Genomic DNA, 23,693 nt, shown 5'->3' with positions numbered 1-23,693 from the left:
ACCTGCTCGTGAAACCCGAACTGCTGCGCCGGCTGCTGCCGAGCCTCGTGCTGAACATCGCGCTGCCGCTGGTCGTGTACCTGCTGCTGAAGCCCGTCGTGGGGAGCGAGGTGGTGGCGCTGGCGATCTCCGCGGCCATCCCGCTGCTCGTCACGGTCGGGCAGTTCGCCGTCCGCCGCCGGCTGGACCCGATCGGGGTGGTGGCGATCGCCGGGTTCGTGGTGATGCTCGTGGTCCTCGGGCTCACGGGCGGCAACGAGCTCGTGGTGAAGCTGCAGGACGCCGTGCTCACCGGGCCGGTGGGGATCGTGCTGGTCGGCTCGGCGGTGATCGGGAAGCCGTTGCTGCTGCTGGTCTTCCGGTTCACCGGCCGTCCCGCGCCCGCGCCGGCCCAGCGCCGGGGGATCACCGTGATGACCGCTCTGCTCGGCGGCGTTCTGGCCGTGCACGCGGCCGTGCTGCTGGTGCTGGCGATCTCGCTGCCGACCGCGACGTTCCTGGCCGTGGGCAAGCCCGTCGGTTACGCCGTGATCGGCGCCGGGCTGCTGGCGGTGTTCGTCTACCGCAACCGCGTGCGTGCGGCGTGAGCGAGCCGTGGGTCGTGCGCGGGCACGCGGAGGTCAAGCGGCTCTTCGCCGACCCGCGGCTCGAGCCGCTGCCCGCCCGCGACCCGGCCGAGCACCGGCGGATGCGCCGCCTGCTCAGCGGTGCCTTCGCAGCCCGGCGTCTGGCTGTGCTGCGCGGGGATGTCGACGCGCTGGCCGAGCGGCTGCTCGCGGAACTGAGCGGCCCGCCTGTCGATTTCCACGCGGCGTTCTCGGACCCGTTCCCCGAGCTGGTGATCCGCCGGCTGCTCGGCGCCCCACCCGGGGAAGATCTGGCCGACGTCGCTCGCTTCAAGCTCGGCCACCCGGCGGACGATCTGCTGTCCGAGCTCGTCCGCGAAGTCCCGCCCGCCGAAGCCGCCCGGTACGCGACGCTGCTGCTCTACGCGGGCCACGTCACCACCACAACCGCGATCGACAAGGGTGTCGTGCTGCTCGACTGCCACCCCGCGCACCGGGCGGCTGTCTGGGCCGATCCCTCGCTGGTGCCCGGCGCCGTCGAGGAGATCCTCCGGTTTCCCCTGCACCCGCCGAACGGTGGCCGTCCTCGCCGGGCCACGGCCGGGTTCGACGTCGGTGACCACCGTGTCGAAGCGGGCGACGTCGTCTTGCTGAGCGCGGTCGCGGCGAACCTCGACGAGACGGAGTTCCCGGGCGCGCACGAGTTCGACGTCCACCGCGACGCCACCGGCCACCTCGCGTTCGGCCACGGCCCGTACTACTGCCTCGGCGCGCCACTGGCCCGGCTGGAGCTGCAGGCGGTCTTCACGGCCCTGCCGCGGCTCCTGCCGGATCTCCACCTCGCCGTGCCGGCCGGAGAGCTGCGGTTGCGCGCCGACGTCGGGCACACGGCGTTCGCCGAGCTGCCCGTGACGTGGTGAGCGCTCAGGCCTGCGCCGACGCGAGCAGTTCGCGCAGCGCGGCCGCGAACTTCGGCGCGTTGCGCTGCGGCGCCAGGTGCGCGCCGGGGACCTCGACGAACGGCAGGCCCAGCTCGAGCGCCAGGATCTTCGCCGGCTGGTAGTGGTAACGGCCGCGGCTGGCTTCGCCGGCGACGGGCACGATCTCGGTGCTCGCGCGACGCAGGGCGCGCAGGTCAGGCAGGTAGTCGAAGAACTCGGCGAGCTCGCGGTCGAACAAGCGCAGCCAGTCGGCCTCGTTCGGCAGGCGCAAGTTGGGCAGATCGGGCAGCGCCGCGCCCGCGATGCCGTCGGCGAAGCGCGTGACGGCGCCCATCAGGTCACCCGAACGGGCCAGCCGGATCTGGTCGTTCGCGGCCTCGAGCCAGCCCGTGGCGTCCGGCATCAGCTGGACCGCGGGCGGTTCGTGCGCGACGAGCACCGACACCCGGTCGGGGTGGCGGGCCACGAGGTCGAGGCCGATCTGCGCGCCGGCACTGGTGCCGAACACGGGGATCGGGCCGGCGCCGATGTGGTCGAGCACGGCGAGCGCGTCGTCCGCCTGCCGGGAAACCGGCACCGGACCCGTGGTGGAGTCGGTGCTGGCGAAGTGGCCGCGCCGGTCGTAGGTGACCACGGTGTGGTCCGTCTGCAGTTGCTTGACGAGCGCGCGCAGCGAGTCCGCGCCGCCGGTGCCCCCGGGGATGAGCAGCAGCATCGGGCCCTCGCCACCGGTGCGGACGGCGAGCTCGCCCTCCGCGACCGGGCAGCGGCTTTCCGAGATCATGCCTTGAAGTCAAGCACAACGGCCGTCGCCGAGGCGGCGCAGGATCGCCTCCGCGTCGGCCACGATCCCCTCGATCAGGTCCGCCACCGAGGGCAGGTCGCGCAGCAGCCCGACGACCTGCCCGGACGCCAGCACCCCGGCCGCCGGGTCGCCGTCGACGAGGCCTGCGCGCAGCAGCATCGGCGTGTTGGCGGCCATCAGCACCTGCGCCCGCGTCCGCCCGCTGGTGCGCAGCCGCAGGCCCTCGCGCACGAGCGCGGCCCACGAAAGCCCGCTCGACCGGCGGAACCGGGCGGCGTTCGCCGCGGCACGCGCGAACCCGGCGAGCGGGCCGGACTTCTCCAGCGCGTCGACGAGGCCGGTGCGCAGGACGCGGTGCGGCAGCCCGTCGACCTTGCGCGTGACGACGGTGCCGGCGAGGTCGTGGTCCAGGTACAGCTGCTTCACGGCGTCGGGCACGGTGCTTTCGCGCGTGAGCAGGAACCGGGTGCCCATCGCGATCCCGGCCGCACCGTACGCGAGCGCGGCCGCCAGGCCCCGGCCGTCGAAGAAGCCGCCCGCGGCGACCACGGGGATGTCGACGGCGTCGAGCACGGCGGGCAGCAGCAGCGTCGTGGCGACGCCGCCGGTGTGCCCGCCGCCTTCGCCGCCCTGCACGACGACGGCGTCGGCGCCCCAGTCAGCGACCTTCTCCGCGTGCCGGGCCGCGCCGACCGACGGCAGGACGACCACGCCGTGGTCCTTGAGCTTGGTGATCAATTCGCGGTTTGGCGCGAGCGCGAAGGACGCGACTTTCACGCCTTCGGTGATGAGCAGGTCGACGCGCCGGGTGGCGTCTTCGGCGTCGGCGCGGAGGTTGACGCCGAACGGGTTCTCGGTGCGGGCCCGGGTTTCCTTGATCGCGGTGGCCAGCTCGTCGTAGGTCATGGTGGCCGAGGCGAGGATGCCGAGGCCGCCGGCTTCGGCCGTCGCGGAGACGAGGCGGGGGCCGGCGACCCAGCCCATGCCGGTCTGGACGACGGGGTGGCGGACGCCGACGAGATCGGTCAGCGCCGTCCTCACGACGGAACTTCCTTGTCGCGCAAGGACTTCGGGTCGAGGACTTCTCTGATGAGGTGCAGCTCGTGGTCGCTGGGCGCGCGGGTCCGGTCGGTGCCGGTGGTGTCGAGCGGGAACGATGTCGCCGCGGTGACGTCCTCGACGGAAACCCCGGGGTGCACGGAAAGCAGCCGCGGCGCGTGGCCGGTGCCGCCGAAGTCGAGCACCCCCAGGTTGGTCACCACGCGGTACACGTCGTGGTACGGCAGGGAATCCGCCCGCGCGTAGCCGACGCCCGACACCACGTCCACGCGGTCGACGAACACCCGCCGGCTGTGGCGCGGCACCCAGTAGCTCGTGCGGTGGTTCACGGTGTTGCCGGGCCCGCCGCGTACGCCGAGAAGCTGCTTCGCCGGCTTCGCGTGTGGGCCGATGGCGGAGATGTTCTGGTTGCCTTCACGGTCGAGCTGGTTCGCGCCCATCACGACGTGCCGTTTTCCGTGCGGCACCACGGTGTCGAGCACCTTCCGGAACGGCTGCCAGCCTTCGACGACGCCGTCCGCGGTGACGAGGGCGGCTTCGCCGTCGGTGAGCAGCAGGTCGGGTTCGAACGTCAGCCGCGCGAGCTTCGCGCCCAGACTCGGGATGAAACCCATGGGGCTGATAAGGATCTCGCCGTCGCCGCGGAAGAGCTCCGCGCACGCGATCACGGCGTACTCGGCGCGCGTCACGTCGGTCATGCCGCCTCCTGCGTCTTGCGGGACACCCGCGCCCGGCCGGCGGCACGAGCGGGCCGGCGCGATCGTGAGCTCATGCCGCCTCCTCGGCGAAGCGGGCGACTTCGCGCTGGTACTGGGCTTCGTCGCCGGAGAGGAACCGGTCGGCGAACCGCGGCCACCGGTCCGGGTCCTTGGCCACGCTCGCGTAGTGGCGTTGGAAGTTCTCGTCGCGGCCGTAGTCGGGCACGGCGCTGGTGAAGTGCGCGCCGTGCGGGGTTTCGACGATGCCGTGCACGCTGGCGCGATTGAGGAGCAGGCTCTGCAGGGGTGCGGCGGACAGTTCCGCAGTGGGGACAACGCGTTCGGCGGAGACGTAACAGCGGTCGGCGGCGAGGGCGAACAGCTCGTCGAAGTACGGGTCGGGGCCGAGGTACTGGGCGTTGCCGCGGGCGTCGGCGCGGTTGAGGTGGACGAGTGCGGCGTCGAGCTTGAGCGCGGGGACGGCCAGGAGCTCTTCGCCGTCGGCGTAGGGGGAGCGGATCGTGCGCAGATGCGGGTTCAGCGTCACGACGTCGGAGCCGAGGCCGGCGCGGGTGGGGAGGAACGGAAGGCGTTGCGCCGCGGCGGAAAGGCCGGTGCTGAGCACCCCCTCGTCGTACTCGGTGACCTCGAACGCGCCGGCTTCGCGGGCGCGGCTGAACAACGGGTCGTACGGGATCGAGTCGAGCGTGACGAACCCGAAGACCAACCGGCGGATCTTGCCCGCGGCGGCGAGGAGGCCGACGTCCGGGCCGCCGTAGGAGACCACGGTGAGGTCCTTCAACGGCGAGCGCAGGATCGCGCGCACGAGCGCCATCGGCTTGCGCCGCGAGCCCCAGCCACCGAGGCCGACCGTCATGCCGTCGCGCAGCTCGGCGACGACCTCGTCGGCTGTCATCCGCTTGTCGCTCAAGGCTTTCCCTCTCCGTCGAGGAACTGCTGCCGGGCGGCGCCGGACACGCCGGCGAGGTTGAGCTGGAAGGTGAATCCCTGCTCGAAGCGGTAGCTGCGGTGCACCGGCTGCACGTCGATGCCGTTGATGGCCTGCTTCGCCGCGCGGATCACGCGGGTGTCCTTCGCGGCGATCCGCCGGGCGAGGGCCAGGGCGGTCGCGTCGAGCTCTTCGCGGGGTACGACCGCGTACACGGAACCGTGGTGGTGAAGCTGTTTCGCGGAGATCGTTTCGGCTGTGTAGTACAGCGCGCGCATGAGGTGCTGCGGGACGAGCCGTGCGAGGTGCGTGGCGGCGCCGAGCGCGCCACGGTCGACCTCCGGCAGGCCGAACTCGGCGTCTTCGCTGGCCACGACGACGTCGGCATTGCCTGCCAGCCCGACTCCGCCGCCGAGGCAGAACCCTTGCACAGCGGCGATCACGGGCACCGCGCAGTCGTAGACGGCGGAGAAGGCGGCGGCACAGCCCTCGTTCGCGCCGATGAGCGCCGTGTGGCCGGGGTCGCGCTGGATCTCCTTGATGTCGACGCCGGCGTTGAAGCCGCGGCCCTCGGCGCGCAGCACCACGACGTGGGTTCCGGGATCACGGCCCGCGTTCGTGACGGCTTCGGCGAGAGCGAACCAGCCGCCGGCCGTGAGCGCGTTGACCGGCGGGGCGGCCACCGTCACCACGGCGACGCCGGACTCCGGGGAGTGCGTGGACACGGTCATGGTCACCTCTGACGGGTTACAAACCTAGCACTTGCTTGGTACGTTAGCACGGCAACGGCGACGCGGCGGGAGGTCTCGGGTGGCACTGGATCTTCGCCTCGATGGTGCCGTCGTGCTGGTCACCGGCGGGACGCGCGGGGTCGGCGCCGGGATCGCCGAGGTGTTCCGCGAGGCGGGCGCGCGGGTCGTCGTGTGCGCGAGAAGCGGTGGCGGGGCGGATTTCGTGCGGTGCGACGTGCGAGAGCCGGCCGAGGTGACGCGGCTGGTTTCCTTCGTGGTGACGGAGTACGGGCGGCTCGACGTGCTGGTGAACAACGCCGGGGGAGCGCCGTTCGCGGACACTTCGACGGCGTCGGCGCGGTTCCACGAGAAGGTGGTCGCGCTGAACCTGCTGGCGCCGCTGGGGGTGGCGCAGGCGGCGAACGCGGTGATGCAGCAGCAGGAAACCGGCGGCGTGATCGTGAACGTGAGCAGCGTCAGCGCGACGCGACCTTCGCCGCGGACAGCGGCGTACGGGGCGGCGAAGGCGGGGCTCGACAACCTGACGGCGACGTTGGCGGTGGAGTGGGCGCCGAAGGTGCGGGTGAACGCGCTCGACGTGGGGATGGTGGGGACCGCGCCTTCGCTTTACGACCCCGCGGTTGCCGCGACCGTGCCGTTGGGGCGGCTGGCGACGCCCGCGGAAGTGGGGGCGTGTGCGGTGTTTCTGGCTTCCCCGTTGGCTTCGTACGTGAGTGGCGCGCGGCTGGCAGTGCACGGCGGTGGTGAGGCGCCGGCGTATCTGCGGGCCGGTTCGGAAGGGGTGTGACGTGGGGCTGGTCGACGGTCGGGTCGTGGTGGTCACCGGTGCGGGGCGCGGGATCGGGCGGGCGCACGCGCTGGCGTTCGCGGCCGAGGGGGCGCGGGTGGTGGTGAACGACGTCGGGGCTTCGCTGGACGGCAGCGGGGGTGCGGCGGGCCCGGCGGGTTCGGTGGTGTCGGAGATTCGTGCTCTGGGCGGGGAAGCGGTGGCGAACACCGACGACGTCGCCGAGTGGTCCGGCGCGGCGCGGCTGGTGTCGGCGGCGGTGGAGGCGTTCGGTGGGCTCGATGTGCTCGTGGCCAACGCCGGGTTCCTGCGGGACCGGATGCTGGTGAACCTGTCGGAGGACGAGTGGGACGCCGTCGTGCGGGTGCATCTGAAGGGGCACTTCGCGCCGTTGCGGCACGCGGCCGCGTACTGGCGCGCGGAGGCGAAGGCGGGGCGCGCGCGGGAGGCGCGGGTGGTGCTGACGAGCTCGGGCGCGGGGCTGCTGGGGAGTGTCGGGCAGGGCAACTATTCGGCGGCGAAGGCGGGGATCCTGGGGCTGGCGTCGGTGGCCGCGGCCGAGCTCGCGCGCTACGGCGTGCTCGTCAACGCGATCGCGCCGGCCGCACGGACGCGGATGACGGAGGGGACGTTCGACATGGCGGCGCCGGCGGTGGGGTTCGACGCGATGGCGCCGGGGAACGTGTCGCCTTTGGTGGTGTGGCTGGGTTCCGTCGAGTCTTCAGGGGTCACGGGCCGGGTGTTCGAAGTGGACGGTGGCCGCGTGTCGGTGGCGGACGGCTGGCGCCACGGCCCGTCGCGCGACAAGGGCGCGCGCTGGGAGCCGGCCGAGCTGGGCCCGGTGGTGGCTTCGTTGCTGGCCTCGGCGCCTTCACCTGAACCGGTGTACGGCGCTTGAGCCGGTTTTGTCGGTGGCGCGTGCTTGACTCTCTCGCATGACCACCTGGCAGACCTTCGCGGCGGCCGCCCCCTCCCTGGCCGAGCGCATCCACGAACGCTTCCTCAGCGGCGAGTCCCACGTCCTGGCCACCCTGCGCCGCGACGGCTCCCCCCGCGTGAGCGGCTCCGAAGTCTCCTTCCGCGACGACGGCTCCCTCTACATCGGCTCCATGCTCGCCGCCCGCAAAGCCCGCGACCTCCAACACGACGGCCGCTTCGCCCTCCACGCCTACCCGGGCATCGAAGAAAACGGCCCCGGCGACGCCAAACTCGCCGGCGTCGCCCGCGAAATCACGGACGCCCGCGCCGACGCCGACAGCCACCTCTTCGAACTGGACATCCACGAGGCGGTGTACACGTGGGTCGCGGACAACACGCTTTTTGTGGAGTCCTGGCATGACGGGGGCGCTTGGGTGCGGTTTGCCCGGCCGGACAACGGACCGGTGGAACGCACGGTGCTGGGTTGAGGGTTGCTGGGTCGGCTGGCACGGCCGCGAGCCGAGCCGGACGATGCCGGGGGTTTCGCACGGCCTGACAACGCCCTGCCGGGCGCGCGGTGCGGTTGAGCGTTGGGGCCCGAGGATCGGCGCTGCTGCGGGCAGGGACCGCATGCGGCGGTTGCGTTTCGGTCGCCTGGACGACGGTCTGCCGGGGCGCACGGTGCGGTTCAGCGTTACGGGGTTTCGGGGACCGGCGTAGCCGTGGGCTGAGGCGGGCGGTGCCAGGGTGCGTTTCGCACGGCCGGGCAACGGCCTAGCGGGGCGTGCAGTGTTCAGTCGAGTTGTTGCGAGGTTTGCCACGAGCCGGGCCGGGCGGTGCCGGGGGTTTCGCCCGGCCGGATACTCCCCGGCGGGGCGCACGGTGCTCAGTTGAGTGTTGCGCGGCTGCGGGCTGGGACGGCCTGCGGCGGATGCGTTTCGTTCGGCCTAACCTACGACTGGTGGTGCACACGGTGATTGGCTGAGTGTCGCCGGTTTGTGCGAAGGCGTTTGCGCGCCGGGACGGGTGGCGCCGGGGAGCGGTCCGGTCTGTCGGGGCGGGCGGCGTGCGGCCGAGCGGCTCTCGGTGGTTCGGCGGGCGAGTTCGATCGGCGTTTCCGCTGCGGGGACGACTGTCCGTGGCGGTGTCAGGGTGCGCTCGGCGTGATCGGCTCGCGACCGCGTCAGTCCGAGTGTCCGGCGGCCCTGGGCAACGCCGGTTTCGACCCGCCCGGATGGTCGATCACGTGTGCCGTGGAGGCGTTGGGCCGGGTGGTTGAATGCGGGCATGCGTCTGGTGGAGGGCCTGGTCGACGAGCCCGGCACGTTGCTGATCATCGGGCCGTCGAAGGCCAAGGTCGTCGGTGGCAGTTCGCGACCGGTGGGGCGGGCGGATTGGCCCGAGGGGTTGCTCCGCGGTCGTGAGGAGCTCCTGCCGCGGTCGGCGGTCGACGAGCGGGCGTGGCTGCCGGCGTGGCAGCGGTACAGCGGGCATTTCTACCGGAACGTCGGCGACGCGCTGCCCGACGCGGCGGCGTCCGGGCGGTTGCTCATCCTCAGCGGTGGCTACGGCGTCGCCAGGGCGGAGGAGCCGATCGCCTACTACGACCGGAAACTTCGCCAGCGCGACTGGCCGCCCGGCACGCTGGAGGACGCGATCCGGTACGAGGTGGACCGGCTCGGTGCGCGGCGGGTGCTCGGGTTCGTGTCGTCGAGCGCGGACTACGCGAAGCTGCTGCGCCGCGTGCCGTGGGAGGTCGAGGCGACGTTGGTGACCATCGACTTCCACGGGGGCGGCGCGCAGGTCGAGGTTCCGAAGCGGCTCGCCCACGCCTTCGCCGCGGCGTGGCGGCGTGAGCCGGAGCGGATGCCGCCCGGGGTTGTCGCCGTGCCGTTGTCGTGAGCCGGGTCAGGGGTTGACCCACAGGCAGAACGGGTGCCCGGCCGGATCGAGGTACACGCGGACGTGCTTCTGCGGCTGGAACGGGGCGAGCCGCGCCCCGGCCGCGACGGCTTTCGCGCCGGCCTTCGCCAGGTCGTCGACTTCGATGTCCAGGTGCAGCATCATCTGCTGGTAGCCGGGCTTCTGCGGCCACTTCGGGGGAACCAGCTCTCGTTCCAGCTGGAACGACAGCCCGGGCCCACCCTCGGGCGGCCGCAGCGTGACCCAGTCCGGCTCGTCCGCGCCGAGGGGCCAGCCCAGCAGCGCTTGGTAGAACTTCGCCAGCGCGCGCGGGTCGGGCGCGCCGAGGACGGTCGCCGTCAGTTTCATCGCCCCAGCGTAGGCCGCTCAGAGCCGTTCGATGATTGTCGCCGTGGACATCGCGCCGCCTGCGCACATGGTGACGAGGGCGGTCGCGGCGTCGCGGCGTTCGAGTTCGTGCAACGCCGTGGTGAGGAGACGCGCGCCGGTGCTGCCGACGGGGTGGCCGAGCGCGATGGCGCCGCCGTTGACGTTCACCCGGGCCGGGTCGGGGGAGTGCACGCGTTGCCAGGAAAGGACGACCGAGGCGAATGCTTCGTTGACTTCGAACACGTCCGGGTCGTCGATGGTCATGCCGGCCTGCGCCAGCACGCGGTCGGTGGCCTGGACGGGCCCGTCGAGGTGGTAGTACGGCTCGGCGCCCACCAGGGCCTGGGCGAGGATCCGCGCGCGGGGGCGCAGCCCGAGGGAGCGGGCGAGCGCGGCGTCCATCAGCAGCAGCGCGGCGGCGCCGTCGGAGATCTGGGACGACGTGCCGGCCGTGTGGATGCCGTCGGGCAGCACGGGTTTCAACGCGGCCAGACCGTCCACAGTGGTCTCCCGGAGCCCCTGGTCCCGGGCGATCAGCCGCGGTTCCCCGGAGACCGGGTCGGGCGCCTTCACCGGGACGACCTCCCGGTCGAACCGTCCGTCCGCCCACGCGGCCGCGGCCTTGTGCTGCGAAGCGGCCCCGAACTCGTCGACGTCCGCGCGCGTCAGCCCGCGCCGCACGGCGATCCGCTCGGCCGCCCGGTACTGGTCCGGCAGGTCGATCGACCACGACTCCGGCCGCGGCGACCCGGTGGCAGCACCGGAGCGGCTGTCCGATCGGGCCACCCCTCGGTTCGCCCCCAACGGCACCCGGCTCATCGACTCCACCCCGCACGCCACCCCGGCCGAAATCGCGCCCGCCGCGATCAAGCCCGCGATCAGGTGGGCCGCCTGTTGAGCCGAGCCGCACTGGGCGTCGATGGTGGTGGCGCCGGTGGTGGGGGGCAGGCCGGCGTGGAGCCAGGCCGTGCGGGTGACGTTGCCGGCCTGTTCGCCGGCCTGCGTGACGGCGCCGCCGATGACCTGGTCGACCAGGGTGGGATCGATGCCGCTGCGGTCGAGGACCGCGAGGTGCGCCGCGCCGAGCAGTTCGGCCGGGTGCAGGCCCGAGAGCCGGCCGCCGCGTTTGCCGATCGGCGTGCGCACCGCCGCGACGAGCACGGGCTCGCGAGGAGAGCTAACAGTGTTCACCCGGCCAAAACTAGAACACGTTTCTATTTGACGCAAGAACTCCCAGCTGCCCGCTGATATTGATCTTCATCAACTGAGCGCTCGTTAACCTGCGCAGAATCGGTAAAGTAAACGGGTATCACCAAACGGGGTTCCGTAAGTTAACACCGTATGCTCCAATAACTCATAGAACGTGTTGCAGTGCGCGAATCACCGCCGATCCCGTGCAGGAGGCAGCCGTGGCCGCTCCGCTTTTGCCCGCCGGTTTCGACTTCACGGACCCGGACCTCTACGCCGACCGCCTGCCGCTGGAGGAGTTCGCCGAGCTTCGCCGCACGGCGCCGGTGTGGTGGAACCCGCAGCGCCGCAACACCGCCGGCTTCGGGGACGACGGCTACTGGGTCGTCACGCGCCACGCCGACGTCAAGGCGGTCTCCCGCGACAGCGAGCTGTACTCGTCGTGGGAAAAAACCGCCATCATCCGCTTCGACGACCAGATGACGTCGGAGAACCTCGACGCCAACCGCCTCGTGCTGCTCAACATGGACGCCCCGCAGCACACGAAGCTGCGCCGCATCGTCGCGAAGGGCTTCACGCCGAAGTCCATCGCCAAGCTCGAAGACACCCTGCGCGAACGCGCCGAGCGCATCGTCGCGGAGGCAAAAGGCAAGGGCGAAGGCGACTTCGTCACCGACGTCGCGTGCGAGCTGCCCCTGCAGGCCATCGCCGAGCTCATCGGCGTGCCGCAGGAGGACCGCATGAAGATCTTCGACTGGTCCAACCAGATGGTGGCCTACGACGATCCCGAGTACGAGCTCGAGCCCCTCACCGCGAGCGCCGAGCTCGTCGGTTACGCCTGGAACATGGCCGAGGAACGCCGCCGCTGCCCGGTCGACGACATCGTCACCAAGCTCGTGCAGGCCGACGTCGACGGCGAAGCGCTCGGCTCCGACGAGTTCGGCTTCTTCGTGATCCTGCTGGCCGTCGCCGGCAACGAGACCACGCGCAACGCCATCACCCACGGCATGAAGGCCTTCCTCGACCACCCCGGCCAGTGGGCGCGCTACCGCGAGGAAAAGCCCAAGACCGCGCCCGACGAGATCGTCCGCTGGGCCACGCCCGTGGTCGCGTTCCAGCGCACCGCCACACGCGACACCGAGCTCGGCGGCGCGCACATCCGCCGCGGCGACCGCGTCGGCATGTTCTACAGCTCCGCCAACTTCGACCCCGACGTGTTCGACGAGCCCGAGCGCTTCGACGTCTTCCGCGAGGACAACCCCCACGTCGGCTTCGGCGGCACCGGCTCGCACTACTGCCTCGGCGCCAACCTCGCCCGCCTCGAGATCGACCTCATCTTCTCCGCGATCGCCGACGTCATGCCGGGCATCACCGAGGCCGCGCCCCCGCAGCGGCTGCGCTCCAGCTGGCTCAACGGCATCAAGCACTACCCGGTCCGCTACGCCTGACCAGGCTCGATCCGCCCGAAACCGGCATGATGGCCTGGTGGCGCAACGCGTGACGGTCGACGTCGAGTTCGGCGTCCGGGTGACGAAGCCCGGTCTCGCCGCGATCTCGGTCGCCGCCGTCCAGGCCGACACCGACGAGCTCACCGTCTCCGCCGCCGGCGCTCCCCGCATCGCCGAGCTCGACCACGGCACGCGCGCCGAGGTGTACGACCTCCCCGCCGGCGAGCACCGCGTGACCTACCACGGCGAACGCACGCTCTGCCGCACCGCCGCCGAGCCCGTCACGCTCGCCGACCTCGCGCGCTACACCCGCCCGAGCCGTTTCTGCCCGTCCGACCGCATGGCCGCCCTGAAACCCGGCGAGGGCGACGACCGCACCCGCGTCCGCGCCATCGCCGACCACGTCCACGACCGGCTGAACTACGTCGCCGCCACCCCCTGGGGCCGAGACGCCGCCACCGCCCTGAGATCCGGCGAAGGTGCCTGCCGCGACTTCGCCCACGCTTGCGTCGCCCTCTGCCGGGCCGCGGGCATCCCCGCCCGCTTCACCACCGTGTACGCCCCGGGCCTCAAACCGATGGACTTCCACGCCGTGTTCGAGGCCGGCGTCGGCGGGCGCTGGCTCGTGTTCGACGCGACCCGCCTCGCCCCGCGCTCCGTGATGCTCCGCATCGCCACCGGTCGCGACGCCGCCGACACCGGGTTCCTCACCCCGCTCGGCTGCGAGCTCGAGTTCCTCGGCGCCACCGTCTTCGCGACCACCGACAGCGCGCCGCCGCCCGACGATCACGACAAACTCGTCGTCCTGGGGTGAAAGGCGGGTCCGGTGCGACAAACCCGGCTCCGGCTGGGTAGACAGTGACCGTGAACCCTCAACTGCCGGGGCCGAGCCGGTGGGCCCGCGCGCGGGCCCGGTACCGCTGGCTCGACCACCTCGCGCTGGCCACCAACCGGTACCTCGACTACGGGGGCTACCACTACGTCGCCTCGATCACGTACTTCAGCCTGCTCTCGCTGGTGCCGATTCTGATGCTGGCGTCGTCGGCCGCGGGGTTCGTGCTGGCCACGCAGCCGCAGCTGCTCGATCAGATGCTGCACGCCATTTCCGGCACGCTGCCCGGCGCGCTCGGTGAGAAGGCGTCGGACCTGCTCACCGGGTTCGTGGAGCAGCGCACCAGCGTCGGCGTCGCGGGTCTGGTCGTCGGGCTGTACTCCGGGTGGAACTGGATGAACTCCCTGCGCGACGCGCTCACGGCGATGTACGGGCAGAACCGCTCCGACGGGCCGCTGCTGCGCACGATCCTCATGGACGTGCTCGCGCTGCTGGGGCTCGCCGCCGCGCTGATCGTGTCGTTCGGCATCACCGTGTCGGGCACGGCCATGGGCCGTTACCTGCTGAAACTCGTCGGCGTCGACGACACCAGCTGGGGCCACTCCGTGCTCTCGGCGACGTCGGTGCCCCTCGCGCTGCTGGCCGACTGGCTGGTGTTCCTCTGGGTGCTCACACGGCTGCCCCGCGAACGCGTCGGCTGGCGCAGCGCGATGCGGGGCGCGGTCGCGGCGGCGCTGGGGTTCGAGCTGCTCAAGCAGGCGGGTGGCATCTACCTGAACTTGATCAGCGCGTCGCCCTCGGGCGTCGCGTTCGGATCCGTGATCGGTCTGCTGTTCTTCATCTCCCTGATCGCGCGCATGCTCATCTACATCACAGCCTGGACGGCCACGGCTCGGGACGCACCGCAGAAACCGGTCCCGCCGCCGTCGCCCACGGAGCTGCGGCCGGTCATCGCGCCGCGCCAGCACACGGCCGGTCCGCTCGCCCTCGGCGCGGTGCTCGGGGCGCTCGGCACGCTGTTCGCGCTGCGCGGCCGGCGCCGGTCATGAGCCGGGTTTGGCCGAGCCCACCACCCACATGCTGAAGTACTGCGAGCCGCCGCCGTACGCGTGGCCGAGCGCCACGCGCGCGCCCTCGACCTGGTAGTCGCCCGCACGGCCCATCACCTGCTTGGCCGCCTCGGAGAACCGCAGCATCCCCGACGCGCCGATCGGGTTCGACGACAGCACCCCGCCCGACGGGTTCACCGGCAGCCGGCCGCCCAGCGCCGTGTCGCCGGCCTCGGTGACTTTCCAGCCCTGGCCCTCCGGCACGAACCCCAGATTCTCCAGCCACATCGGCTCGAACCACGAGAACGGCACGTAGATCTCGGCGACGTCCACTTCGGACAGCGGGTCGGTGATCCCGGCCTCGTGCCACAACGCTTTCGCCGCATCGCGCCCGGCCTGCGGGTTCACCTGGTCGCGGCCGGCGAACGTGGTGGGCTCAGTGCGCATCGCTGTCGCGTGGATCCACGCGGCCCCGCCCGGCACCGCGTCGCCCGCGGCTTCGTCGCCGAGCACCATGGCGCAGGCGCCGTCGGAGGAGGGGCACGTCTCGTCGTAGCGGATCGGGTCCCACAGCATCTGCGACGCCTGCACGGATTCCACGGTGATGTCGGCCTGCCGGAGGTGCGCATACGGGTTGAGCGCGCCGTTGCGCCGGTCCTTCGCGGCGACGATCGCCCCGACGTGCGCGGGCGCGCCCGAGCGGCGGATGTAGGAGCGCACGTGCGGCGCGAAGTACCCGCCCGCGCCGGCGCCCACCGGCATCTGGAACGGCGGCAGGATCGAAAGCCCCCACATCGCGTTGGACTCCGACTGCTTCTCGAACGCCACCGTCAGCACGCGCCGGTGCACCCCGGCCTGGATGAGCGACGCGGCGACCAGCGCCGTCGAGCCGCCGACCGAACCCGCGGTGTGCACGCGCAGCAACGGTTTCCCGGTCGCGCCCAGCGCGTCGGCCAGGAACAGCTCGGGCATCATCACGCCCTCGAACAGGTCGGGGGCCTTGCCGAGCACCACGGCGTCGATGTCGTCCCAGCCGACCTGGGCGTCGGCCATCGCGCGATCGATGGCCTCGCGCAGCAGGCCGGGCATGGAGACGTCGGTGCGCTTCGCGCGGTGGTGGGTCTGGCCGGTGCCGAGCACGGCCGCGAGCTGCTTGGTCATCGCGCCTCCAGCACGGCGAGGAGGTTCTGTTGCAGGGCCGGGCCGCTCGTCGCGTGGGCGAGGGCTTTGCCCGCCTCGCCGCGGTGGATGCGTGCGGCCGCCTCGCCGATGCGGGCGAGGCCGGCGGAGAACATCGGGTTGCCGGTGAGCGCGCCGCCGGACGGCGTGATCCGCACGCCGTCGCGGAGCCCGAGCGCGGTGCGGACGATGAGTTCCTGGTGCGTGAACGGTGTGTGCAGCTCGGCCAGCTCGACTCCGTCGAGGTCGAGGTTGCGGGCGGCGGCTTCGGTGGACGGCGACCGAGTCAGGTCGCGGGCGCCGAGGACGGGGGAGTCGATGCGGTGCTCGACGCCGGTGAGGACGGCGGGCCGGTCGACGAGGTCCTTCGCCCGCTCGGCGCCGGCCAGCACGAGCACGGCCGCGCCGTCGGTGACCGGCGCGATGTCGTGGGCGCGCAAGGGATCCGCGACGTACGGAGTGTCGAGCAGGGTGGCGACGTCGACCTCACCCGACAGCTGCGCGGCGGGGTTTCCGGCCGCGTCGGCGCGGCTGCGGGCGGCGACCTCGGCGAGGTCCTTTTCGGACCAGAGCCCGGCGTCGAGGCCCAGCCTGGCCTGCAGCCCGGCGATGGCGAGGGAATCGGGCCAGAGGGGAGCGAGCACGTACGGATCGAGCTGCAGCGCGAGCACCCGGCGCAGCTGCCCGGCGCTGGCCTTGCCGAAGCTGTAGACGAGCGCGGTGTCGACCTCGCCCATGCGGATCTTCAGCCAGGCCTCGTACAACGCCCACGCGGCGTCCATCTCCACGTGCGACTCGTGGATCGGCGGGAAGGCACCGATGGCGTCGACGGCCGCGATGAAGGAGAACGCCCGGCCGGCCAGGTAGTCCGACGAGCCGGAGCACCAGAACCCGATGTCCTGTTTGGACAATCCGGTGGCGGCGAACACCTCGGCCAGGATCGGGACGAGCATCTCGACGCCGTTGGTGGTGCCGGCGGTCTCGCGGACGTTCGGTGCCTGCGCGAACCCGGCGACGGCGACTTCGGGCATGCGTCCCCCTCACAGGTGGTGGGCGAAGGATTCGTACGGCGCGTCAGGCCCGCCGGTCGGTTCGAAGTGGCTGATGTTCTCCAGCGACGTCCACCACTCCTCGCGCGGCCGCCACGCCGCGCGCACGCGCATGCCCATCCGCACGTCCTCGGCGGCGCAGCCGAGCACGAGGTGCAGGAAGGCGATGTCGGCGCCGTCGAGGAGTACGTAGGCCGCGACGTAGGGCGGTTTGATGCGCTGGCCGAGGAAGGGGACGTTGACGATGCAGAACGTGGTGACGATGCCGGTGTCGGGCAGCTCGACCTCGTCGGTGGTCGGCACGCCGTCGGTGGGGCACGCGCCGCGCGGCGGGATGTACACCTTCGCGCAGGCGGGGCAGCGCTGCCCGATCAGCCGGCCTTCGGCGAGCGCGCGCAGGTAGCGGCTTTCCTCGGGGGACGCGGAGTGGCGGTAGTGCAGGTGGACCGGGGTGATGACGACCTCGACGGGGGCGCCGTCTTCGCGTTTCGCCACCGGGGGTGGAGGTTCGGTGGGTTCGGTTTCGGGTGCGTCCGCTGGCAGGAAGTACGCGATGTCGCGGATGTGACCGACGGTTTCGGTCGCCCACCGGACTTTGACGCGCTGTCCGGTGTGGACTCCTCCGGGTTCGCCGGCGTCGAGGGCGTGCAGGAGGGTGGTGTCGGCGCCGTCGAGCTTGACCAGGACCCACGCGAACGGGCGCGACAACGGCTGGCCTTCCAGCGGCTTCGCACACCACGTCCAGGAGACGACGGTGCCCTCGGCGCGCACCGGCACGAACTCGCCGAGCGCTTCGGCGGTCACGGGGTCGTACTCGGGCGGCGGCACGTGGACGCGCCCGTCGCTGCCGCGGACGCCTTCGATCCGGCGCTCGCGCAGGGCGTTCACGAACCGGCCGAGCACCGGCCCGGTCGAGCGGGTGTAGTCGAATCCGACGTCGAGCGGCGCCGAGAGCGGGGTGTCCGTCACGTTCCTGAGTGAAACACGTTCTCGAATTACAGGCAAGATGGCTGTTGTGCGTATGTGTAACGCGTTCTAGATTTGGAGCCATGGACCTGGGACTGTGGACGATCGCCGCGGCCGAGCCGGACCGCGCGGCACTGGTGGACCCCGACGGTCGCGAAGTCGGCTACGGCGAGCTGGCGGCGAAGGCGAACCGCTACGCGCTGGGCCTGCGCGAGCTCGGCCTCGAGGCCGGCGACGCGATCGTGCTGCTGCAGCCCAACGGCGACGAGCTGCTGGCCGCCTACTTCGCCGCGATCCAGTCGGGGCTGTACGTGGTGGTGGTCAACTGGCATCTCGTCGCGCCGGAGGTCGCGTACATCCTGGCCGACAGCGGGGCGAAGGCTTTCCTGGCGCACGAACGGTTCGCGGACGTCGCCGTGGCGGCCGCGGACGAGGCCGGGATCAGGGCGCGGTTCGCCGTGGGGGAGGTGCCGGGCTTCCAGCGGATGGAGGAGCTGGGCGCGGGTCTGGGGGAGGGGCGGCCCGGTTCCAGGACCGCGGGTTCGCCGATGCTCTACACGTCGGGCACCACGGGCCGGCCCAAGGGTGTCCGGCGGCCGCTGACGGGCGCCGACCCGGACGAGGTGCCGGCGGCGTCGACGTGGTTCTTCGGGATCTTCGGCCTGGCGCCCTTCGACGGGCACGTGCACCTGTGCGGCTCGCCGCTCTACCACACGGCCGTGCTGAACTTCGTCGCGATTTCCGTGCAGCTGGGCCACACCGCAGTGCTCATGGACCGCTGGGACGCGGCCGACATGCTGCGCCTGATCGAGCGGCATCGCGTGACGCACAGCCACATGGTGCCCACGCAGTTCCGCCGCCTCCTCGCGCTGCCGCCCGAAGTGCGGTCGGGCTTCGACCTGTCCTCGCTGCGCGTGATGATCCACGGCGCCGCCCCGTGCCCGCCCGAGGTCAAGCGCCGCATGCTCGACTGGTGGGGCCCGGTCGTCACGGAGTACTACGCCGCCACGGAAGGCGGCGGCACCGTCATCACGGGCGAGGAGTGGCTGCGCAAGCCGGGCTCCGTCGGCCTGCCCTGGCCGGGCTCGACCGTGCGCGTCCTGGACTCCGCCGGCGTCGAGGTCCCGCCCGGCGAGGTCGGCACGGTGTACCTGAAGATGGGCGACTCGTCCTTCGAATACCACGGCGACCGCTTGAAAACCCAACGCTCCCGCGTCGGCTCGCTCTTCACCCTGGGCGACATCGGCCACCTCGACACCGACGGCTACCTCTACCTCCACGACCGCGCCGCCGACCTCATCATCTCGGGCGGCGTGAACATCTACCCGGCCGAAATCGAGGGCGAACTGGTGATGCACCCGAAAATCGCCGACATCGCCGTCTTCGGCATCCCCCACGACGACTGGGGCGAGGAGATCAAGGCGGTGGTGCAGCCGGCTCCTGGCGTTTCTCCCTCTGCTGCCTTGACTTCGGAACTCCTGGCTTTCGCGGCGACCCGCTTGGCGCGGTTCAAGCTGCCCCGGTCGGTGGACTATCTGGACGAGCTGCCGAGGGACCCGAACGGGAAGCTGTACAAGAGGAGGTTGAGGGAGCGGTACGTTTCCTGAGGTGTCAGGTGGGTTGTCCGTCGAGGGCCTTCAGTTCGCGGGCTAGGGATCGCAGCGTGGTGTCGAAGGTCCGGTACAACGTCTGGACCGTCTGCGCCGACCACTCCGCGGCTTCGCTCCGGCTCTGGGCTTCGGCGTGCTGCAGGTCGAAACCCTCCAGATACACCGCGATCCGGCTCGCGCGGGCTCGATCGAGTCGCTCCCATGTGAGATCCAGACACGTTCGCCCGCCGAATTCCTCGCGCTGCTCGTGAAGTCGATCGAACAGTGCCGAGGTCGACGCCGCTTTCCCCGTGTCGAGGTACATCTCGACGCGGTAGCCGTGTTTGCTGAACACCAGCGCGTAGCGGCCGAACGGGCCACTGGCGAAGTCGCACCAGTTGGTCGAGGGAATCGCTGGAGTGCGGATTCCTACGCCTGAGGCTTCCAACCGCGCGAAGACGTCGGTGTAGAAGGCTTTTCGCTGGTCCACGAGATCGGTCGAGACTGGGGCTTCCTCGACTTCGTCGCTGCGCTCTCCAGACCGAACTCGTTGGGCCCGACGCTTCAGCAGTCTCCGGGTCGGAGCGATCGAGCACGCGACGAAGATGAGCGAGAAGAACACGTAGCCGACGACCCCGGTTGCGGCGTCCCGGTAGCCACCACTCGCGCCGGCGCCGATGGTGGCGATGAGCAGCACCGCGCTCAGCGCGAAGAGAGCCCAGACGACCGTCGTGCGCAGGCCGCTTCCTATGCCCCTGAGGGCGCCGGCCGAGACCACTGACTGCCGAGGCGTCGCCGAGGTGTCGGGCTGGTGCGGGGGTACCAGTGGCGCCACGCCGGTCGTCGGCATCGAGGACGACTCGGTGTGCTCGGGAGGGGGCGCCTGGACCGTCGTGACCTGTGACTGCTCTGGTGGTGGCGCAGCAGAGGTTACGGGCGGCCGACGAAGTACGACGTCGGCACTGCTGTCGCTGACTCGCTGCCTGGGGCTTGGGAGGCCTTTCTCTGCCATGGCCGAGGACAGCTGGGGATACAAGTCGTGCAGTCGGACCTCTGGGTTCCCTTGTGGCAAGCCGGCGTCGAGCAGATTGACCAGCGCTCCGGTGAAAGCGGTGTACCGCTCGCCAGGCACTGAGCGGGAGATCCTGTTCGCCGAGCTGGACGTGAGGACGAAGGTCCCGGCCGCCGAGATCTGGTTCACCGCGGCCGACGTGCTGGACATCGCGCCGATCGCCCTGCCGGAGAAGCAGCAGTCGAGGATCAGGATCCGGACTTTGGCGACGCTGTTTCCGATCACGTTCTTGATGGTCTCGAACTTCACCGCTGTGTTGTCGGCGAGTTCCTCGTCAGTTTCGTGAACGGCGAGATAAAGATCGCCATCAGGTCCGCTCAGTATGCCGTGGCCGGCGTAGTACACGAGAAGAACATCCTGAGCTCGTCGAGCTGTGATACTCAATCTGGTCATGAAACTTTTCGCGGAATGCGGGTTGTCCACGACTACACAGTGATCTTCTCGGAAGACTCCGGTCGCAGGATTGGTGAGAGCGCGCTCGAGAGCCACGAGGTTGTTGTGCACCCCGCGGAGTGGCTGAAGATCACCGGATTCGTAGTCGCTGGTGCCGATGAGCACGGCCCACGAATGATCGCGATCGGGTTCGTGGCTCATGGAGACCCACTTGCGGAGAAGAATGCGTCGGCCTGCTTCATGGCGGCGTCGAGCGTGTGCTTGTCGGTCAACTTCAACCGGAGTTCGCGACCGTATTCGCGCTTCAGGTCCAGGTCCAGGACTACTTCCTTGCGCCGCTGGCCGAGGTACGTGAACAGGCTGGTGACGAAAGCGGTACCGGTACCGGAACTGATGGCGATCATCAGCGCTTCCAGGGTTCCGCCCATGTCGCCCGGTTGTTGCTCGGCGTCCACGGGCCGAACGCGACCTCGGAACTCTTCTTCGTGTTGGAACCAATTCGCTATCGAGCGAAGTTCGTCGGGTTCGCCGTCGACCGCGATGCGTGCGTTGCCGTTTATCACATGAGCACGTGTCGGTTCGGCGGGCTCCCCCGTTACGCCTCGTGAAAATCACGCTGGAACTGGTCTCAACGACCCTCGAACCGTGGCTTCCTCTTCTCCGCGAACGCGCGCGGTCCCTCCTTCGCGTCGGCCGACGCGAAGACCTCCATGCCGTACTTGGCGTCCAGTTTGAAGGCCTCGTTCTCCGGCAGGCCCTCTGTGTCGCGCAGGGTGCGGAGGATGGCGCGGACCGCGACGGGGCCGTTGGCGTTGATGAGTGACGCCAGTTCCAGGGCGCGGGAGAGGGCGGTGCCGTCGGGGACGACGTGGCCGATGAGGCCGCAGGCGAGGGCCTCGGGGGCCGAGAGGTGGCGGCCGGTGAGGAGGAGGTCGGCGGCGAGGGTGTAGGGGATCTGGCGCGCCAGCCGCACGGCGGAGCCGCCCAGGGGGAACAGGCCCCAGCGGGCCTCGGAGACGCCGAAGCGCGCGGATTCACCGGCGACGCGGATGTCCGTCGCCTGGAGGATTTCGGTGCCGCCGGCGATGGCGGGGCCCTCGATGGCCGCGAGTAGGGGTTTCGAAAGGCGGCGGCCTTTCAGGAGACCGTCGATGCGGCTCGGGTCGAAGGCGCCGGAGTCGAAGGCGTCGGAAGGGGCGTTGCGGGACATCGACTTCAGGTCGGCGCCCGCGCAGAAGGCGCCGCCCGCGCCCGTGAGGATGCAGGAGCGCACCTGCGGATCGGTGTCCACGCGGTCCCACGCCGAGGTCATGATCGCGAGCATCTCGCCGGTGAGCGCGTTGCGGGCCTCGGGGCGGTTCATCGTCACCACGAGGGTCTGGCCTTCCAGGGACACGAGGGCGTGGGGTGCGGCCAAGGAAACCTCCCGGAGAACGCGGGCCATTGCCCAGAACGATAACATGTTCTACTTTGAAGGGCGTGGCACTCAACATCGCGGATCTACTCGAGCACGCCGTCGACGCCGTGCCGGAGCGTGTCGCGGTCGTGTGCGGAGCGAGGCAGGTGACGTTCGCCGAGCTGGAGGCCCGCGCGAACCGCCTGGCGCACCACCTCGCCACCCACGGCGTGGGACGCGGGTCCCACATCGGTGTCTATTCCCGCAACTCCATCGAGGCCCTGGAAACGATGTTCGCCGCGTACAAGCTGCGCGCCGTCGCCGTGAACGTGAACTACCGCTACGTCCACGGCGAGCTGAGGTACCTGTTCGGCAACGCCGATCTGGTCGCCCTCGTGCACGAGCGCCGCTTCGCCGGCAAGGTGGCGAAAGTCCTCCCCGAGACGCCGAAACTGAAACACGTTGTCGTCGTCGAAGACGGGTCGGACGCGGCCTTCGAAGGCGTCGCCTACGAGGAAGCGCTCGCGCGGCACGACCCGTGCCGCGACTTCCCCGAGCGCAGCGCCGACGACCTCTACATCCTCTACACCGGCGGCACCACCGGTTACCCGAAGGGCGTGCTCTGGCGTCACGAGGACATCTGGCGCGCGCTCGGCGGCGGCATCAACTTCGTCACCGGCGAGTACGTGCCCGACGAGTGGACGCTCGCCGAGCAGGGCAAAGCCGGCAGCCTCACCCGGTTGCCGGCCGCGCCGCTCATCCACGGCGCCGCGCAGTGGGCCGCGTTCGGCGCGTTGTTCACCGGCAGCCCGGTGGTGTTCGTGCCGCAGTTCGACGCGCACGACGTGTGGAAAGCCGTGCAGGAGAACAAGGTTCAGGTGATGACCATCGTCGGTGACGCCATGGCGCGCCCGCTGGTGGAGGCCTACCGCGAGGGCGACTACGACGCTTCTTCGCTCGTCGCCGTGTCCAGTCACGCTGCGCTGTTCTCGCAGTCGGTGAAGCAGGAGCTGCTCGACCTGCTGCCCGGCGTCGTGCTCACCGACGCGATCGGCTCGTCGGAAAGCGGTTTCACCGGGATCGGCATGGTGGGCAAGGACTCCGACCACAGCGCCGGACCGCGCGTGATGTTCGGCAAGGACGCGATCCTGCTCGACGAGGACGGCGCGGTCGTCGAGCGCGTGCCGGGCGCGGTCGGGCTCATCGGCCGCCGCGGCCACGTGCCGCTCGGCTACTACAACGACCCCGAGAAGAGCCGCACGATCTTCGCCGACGTCGACGGCGTGCGTTACGTCGTGCCCGGCGACTGGGCCCGCTACGAGGACGACGGCACGGTGACTCTCCTGGGCCGCGGCTCGCAGTGCGTGAACACCGGCGGCGAGAAGGTGTACCCCGAAGAGGTCGAGGGCGCCCTGAAATCCCACCCCGACGTGTTCGACGCGCTCGTGATCGGCGTCCCCGACGAGCGCCTCGGCCAGCGCGTGGCCGCGGTTCTGCAGCCGCGGCCCGGCGTGGCGCCCGACCTCGCGGCGATCGAGGCGCACCTGCGCACCGAGATCGCGGGCTACAAGGTGCCGCGCACGGTCTGGCTCGCCGACGAGATCGGCCGCTCGCCCAGCGGCAAACCCGACTACCCGTGGGCCCAGCGCTACGCAGCCGAACACGAACCCGCCTAAGGGATGTCTCGTAACTGGTCTTGTGGTTGATGGGGCTGGTGTTGTGGATCAGTCGGTGAGGAGGATGTTGTGGAGGTGTGCGATTCCGG

General features: G+C 70.9%; 24 protein-coding genes. 11 read left to right on the top strand and 13 right to left on the bottom strand.

Going from position 1 to position 23,693, the window contains the following annotated elements; translation table 11 throughout:
- Nucleotides 1-8 precede the first annotated feature (8 nt).
- Nucleotides 9-587, top strand: coding sequence for a VC0807 family protein (locus ACFY1H_RS45905; RefSeq protein ID WP_366583406.1), 579 nt, complete (start codon nucleotides 9-11; stop codon nucleotides 585-587).
- Nucleotides 584-1,486 carry a cytochrome P450 gene (locus ACFY1H_RS45900; RefSeq protein ID WP_386956299.1) on the top strand — a complete coding sequence of 301 codons (903 nt, stop codon included), beginning with the start codon at nucleotides 584-586 and terminating at the stop codon, nucleotides 1,484-1,486. Before ACFY1H_RS45905 ends, ACFY1H_RS45900 begins: the two co-directional genes overlap by 4 nt.
- Before the next feature lie 4 nt (nucleotides 1,487-1,490).
- Here ACFY1H_RS45900 and ACFY1H_RS45895 read toward each other — a convergent pair whose 3' ends face one another.
- The 5 genes from ACFY1H_RS45895 to ACFY1H_RS45875 form a co-directional block, all read right to left on the bottom strand.
- On the bottom strand, nucleotides 1,491-2,291 hold the full coding sequence (locus ACFY1H_RS45895; protein WP_366583404.1) for an alpha/beta hydrolase: 801 nt from the start codon (nucleotides 2,289-2,291) through the stop codon (nucleotides 1,491-1,493).
- A gap of 9 nt (nucleotides 2,292-2,300) precedes the next feature.
- Entirely contained in the window at nucleotides 2,301-3,353 is a 1,053-nt protein-coding gene (locus tag ACFY1H_RS45890; RefSeq protein ID WP_366583403.1) for a nitronate monooxygenase, read from the bottom strand.
- Nucleotides 3,350-4,069: a CoA-transferase gene (locus ACFY1H_RS45885; protein WP_366583402.1), complete on the bottom strand. Its 720-nt coding sequence runs from the start codon at nucleotides 4,067-4,069 to the stop codon at nucleotides 3,350-3,352. Before ACFY1H_RS45885 ends, ACFY1H_RS45890 begins: the two co-directional genes overlap by 4 nt.
- 70 nt (nucleotides 4,070-4,139) lie before the next feature.
- On the bottom strand, nucleotides 4,140-5,000 hold the full coding sequence (locus ACFY1H_RS45880; protein WP_366583401.1) for a CoA-transferase: 861 nt from the start codon (nucleotides 4,998-5,000) through the stop codon (nucleotides 4,140-4,142).
- Nucleotides 4,997-5,749, bottom strand: coding sequence for an enoyl-CoA hydratase family protein (locus ACFY1H_RS45875; protein ID WP_366583400.1), 753 nt, complete (start codon nucleotides 5,747-5,749; stop codon nucleotides 4,997-4,999). Before ACFY1H_RS45875 ends, ACFY1H_RS45880 begins: the two co-directional genes overlap by 4 nt.
- A 79-nt stretch (nucleotides 5,750-5,828) precedes the next feature.
- Between ACFY1H_RS45875 and ACFY1H_RS45870 the strand changes: the two genes are divergently transcribed.
- The 4 genes from ACFY1H_RS45870 (at nucleotide 5,829) to ACFY1H_RS45855 (ending at nucleotide 9,377) form a co-directional block, all read left to right on the top strand.
- Nucleotides 5,829-6,557, top strand: coding sequence for an SDR family oxidoreductase (locus ACFY1H_RS45870; protein WP_366583399.1), 729 nt, complete (start codon nucleotides 5,829-5,831; stop codon nucleotides 6,555-6,557).
- Between the two features lies 1 nt (nucleotide 6,558).
- On the top strand, nucleotides 6,559-7,455 hold the full coding sequence (locus ACFY1H_RS45865) for an SDR family oxidoreductase (protein ID WP_366583398.1): 897 nt from the start codon (nucleotides 6,559-6,561) through the stop codon (nucleotides 7,453-7,455).
- Between the two features lie 37 nt (nucleotides 7,456-7,492).
- On the top strand, nucleotides 7,493-7,963 hold the full coding sequence (locus ACFY1H_RS45860; protein ID WP_366583397.1) for a pyridoxamine 5'-phosphate oxidase family protein: 471 nt from the start codon (nucleotides 7,493-7,495) through the stop codon (nucleotides 7,961-7,963).
- 799 nt (nucleotides 7,964-8,762) lie between these two features.
- Nucleotides 8,763-9,377, top strand: a complete 615-nt coding sequence (locus ACFY1H_RS45855; RefSeq protein ID WP_386956297.1) for a hypothetical protein — start codon at nucleotides 8,763-8,765, stop codon at nucleotides 9,375-9,377.
- 6 nt (nucleotides 9,378-9,383) lie between these two features.
- Here ACFY1H_RS45855 and ACFY1H_RS45850 read toward each other — a convergent pair whose 3' ends face one another.
- A complete protein-coding gene (locus tag ACFY1H_RS45850) occupies nucleotides 9,384-9,746 on the bottom strand; it encodes a VOC family protein (RefSeq protein WP_366583395.1) in 363 nt (120 codons plus the stop codon).
- 18 nt (nucleotides 9,747-9,764) lie between these two features.
- Nucleotides 9,765-10,958: a steroid 3-ketoacyl-CoA thiolase gene (locus ACFY1H_RS45845; protein ID WP_386956295.1), complete on the bottom strand. Its 1,194-nt coding sequence runs from the start codon at nucleotides 10,956-10,958 to the stop codon at nucleotides 9,765-9,767.
- A gap of 218 nt (nucleotides 10,959-11,176) precedes the next feature.
- Between ACFY1H_RS45845 and ACFY1H_RS45840 the strand changes: the two genes are divergently transcribed.
- Genes ACFY1H_RS45840 through ACFY1H_RS45830 form a run of 3 tightly spaced genes read left to right on the top strand, consistent with a single transcriptional unit; the run spans nucleotide 11,177 to nucleotide 14,284 of the window.
- Nucleotides 11,177-12,403, top strand: coding sequence for a cytochrome P450 (locus ACFY1H_RS45840; RefSeq protein WP_366583393.1), 1,227 nt, complete (start codon nucleotides 11,177-11,179; stop codon nucleotides 12,401-12,403).
- 37 nt (nucleotides 12,404-12,440) lie between these two features.
- Nucleotides 12,441-13,217 (top strand): transglutaminase-like domain-containing protein, encoded by a 777-nt coding sequence (locus tag ACFY1H_RS45835; RefSeq protein ID WP_366583392.1) that lies wholly within the window; start codon nucleotides 12,441-12,443, stop codon nucleotides 13,215-13,217.
- 50 nt (nucleotides 13,218-13,267) lie between these two features.
- Entirely contained in the window at nucleotides 13,268-14,284 is a 1,017-nt protein-coding gene (locus ACFY1H_RS45830; RefSeq protein ID WP_386956294.1) for a YhjD/YihY/BrkB family envelope integrity protein, read from the top strand.
- On the opposite strand, the gene ACFY1H_RS45825 is transcribed toward ACFY1H_RS45830, so the two are convergent.
- Genes ACFY1H_RS45825 through ACFY1H_RS45815 form a run of 3 tightly spaced genes read right to left on the bottom strand, consistent with a single transcriptional unit; the run spans nucleotide 14,279 to nucleotide 17,481 of the window.
- Complete coding sequence (locus ACFY1H_RS45825) at nucleotides 14,279-15,445, bottom strand: thiolase domain-containing protein (protein ID WP_366583390.1); 1,167 nt, start codon at nucleotides 15,443-15,445, stop codon at nucleotides 14,279-14,281. The genes ACFY1H_RS45830 and ACFY1H_RS45825 overlap by 6 nt on opposite strands.
- A complete protein-coding gene (locus ACFY1H_RS45820; protein ID WP_366583389.1) occupies nucleotides 15,442-16,494 on the bottom strand; it encodes a thiolase domain-containing protein in 1,053 nt (350 codons plus the stop codon). Before ACFY1H_RS45820 ends, ACFY1H_RS45825 begins: the two co-directional genes overlap by 4 nt.
- A gap of 9 nt (nucleotides 16,495-16,503) precedes the next feature.
- Complete coding sequence (locus ACFY1H_RS45815; RefSeq protein WP_366583388.1) at nucleotides 16,504-17,481, bottom strand: OB-fold domain-containing protein; 978 nt, start codon at nucleotides 17,479-17,481, stop codon at nucleotides 16,504-16,506.
- 80 nt (nucleotides 17,482-17,561) lie between these two features.
- Here ACFY1H_RS45815 and ACFY1H_RS45810 point away from each other — a divergent pair, with 80 nt between their 5' ends.
- The gene (locus ACFY1H_RS45810; RefSeq protein WP_386956293.1) at nucleotides 17,562-19,085 is read left to right on the top strand and encodes an acyl-CoA synthetase; all 1,524 of its coding nucleotides are present in this window, start codon (nucleotides 17,562-17,564) and stop codon (nucleotides 19,083-19,085) included.
- A 4-nt stretch (nucleotides 19,086-19,089) separates the two neighbouring features.
- Here ACFY1H_RS45810 and ACFY1H_RS45805 read toward each other — a convergent pair whose 3' ends face one another.
- The 3 genes from ACFY1H_RS45805 to ACFY1H_RS45795 form a co-directional block, all read right to left on the bottom strand.
- Entirely contained in the window at nucleotides 19,090-20,733 is a 1,644-nt protein-coding gene (locus tag ACFY1H_RS45805; protein WP_386956292.1) for a DUF4268 domain-containing protein, read from the bottom strand.
- A complete protein-coding gene (locus ACFY1H_RS45800; RefSeq protein ID WP_386956291.1) occupies nucleotides 20,730-21,095 on the bottom strand; it encodes a hypothetical protein in 366 nt (121 codons plus the stop codon). Before ACFY1H_RS45800 ends, ACFY1H_RS45805 begins: the two co-directional genes overlap by 4 nt.
- Before the next feature lie 65 nt (nucleotides 21,096-21,160).
- Entirely contained in the window at nucleotides 21,161-21,949 is a 789-nt protein-coding gene (locus ACFY1H_RS45795; protein WP_386956362.1) for a crotonase/enoyl-CoA hydratase family protein, read from the bottom strand.
- 62 nt (nucleotides 21,950-22,011) lie between these two features.
- Here ACFY1H_RS45795 and ACFY1H_RS45790 point away from each other — a divergent pair, with 62 nt between their 5' ends.
- A complete protein-coding gene (locus ACFY1H_RS45790; protein WP_386956290.1) occupies nucleotides 22,012-23,604 on the top strand; it encodes an acyl-CoA synthetase in 1,593 nt (530 codons plus the stop codon).
- The last annotated feature ends 89 nt before the right edge of the window (nucleotides 23,605-23,693 follow it).

Origin of the sequence: Amycolatopsis sp. NPDC001319 (assembly GCF_042896185.1) — a bacterium.
GTDB lineage: Bacteria > Actinomycetota > Actinomycetes > Mycobacteriales > Pseudonocardiaceae > Amycolatopsis.
The sequence above is the reverse complement of the archived record's forward strand: the minus strand, read 5'-3'. Positions and strand labels throughout refer to the sequence as shown.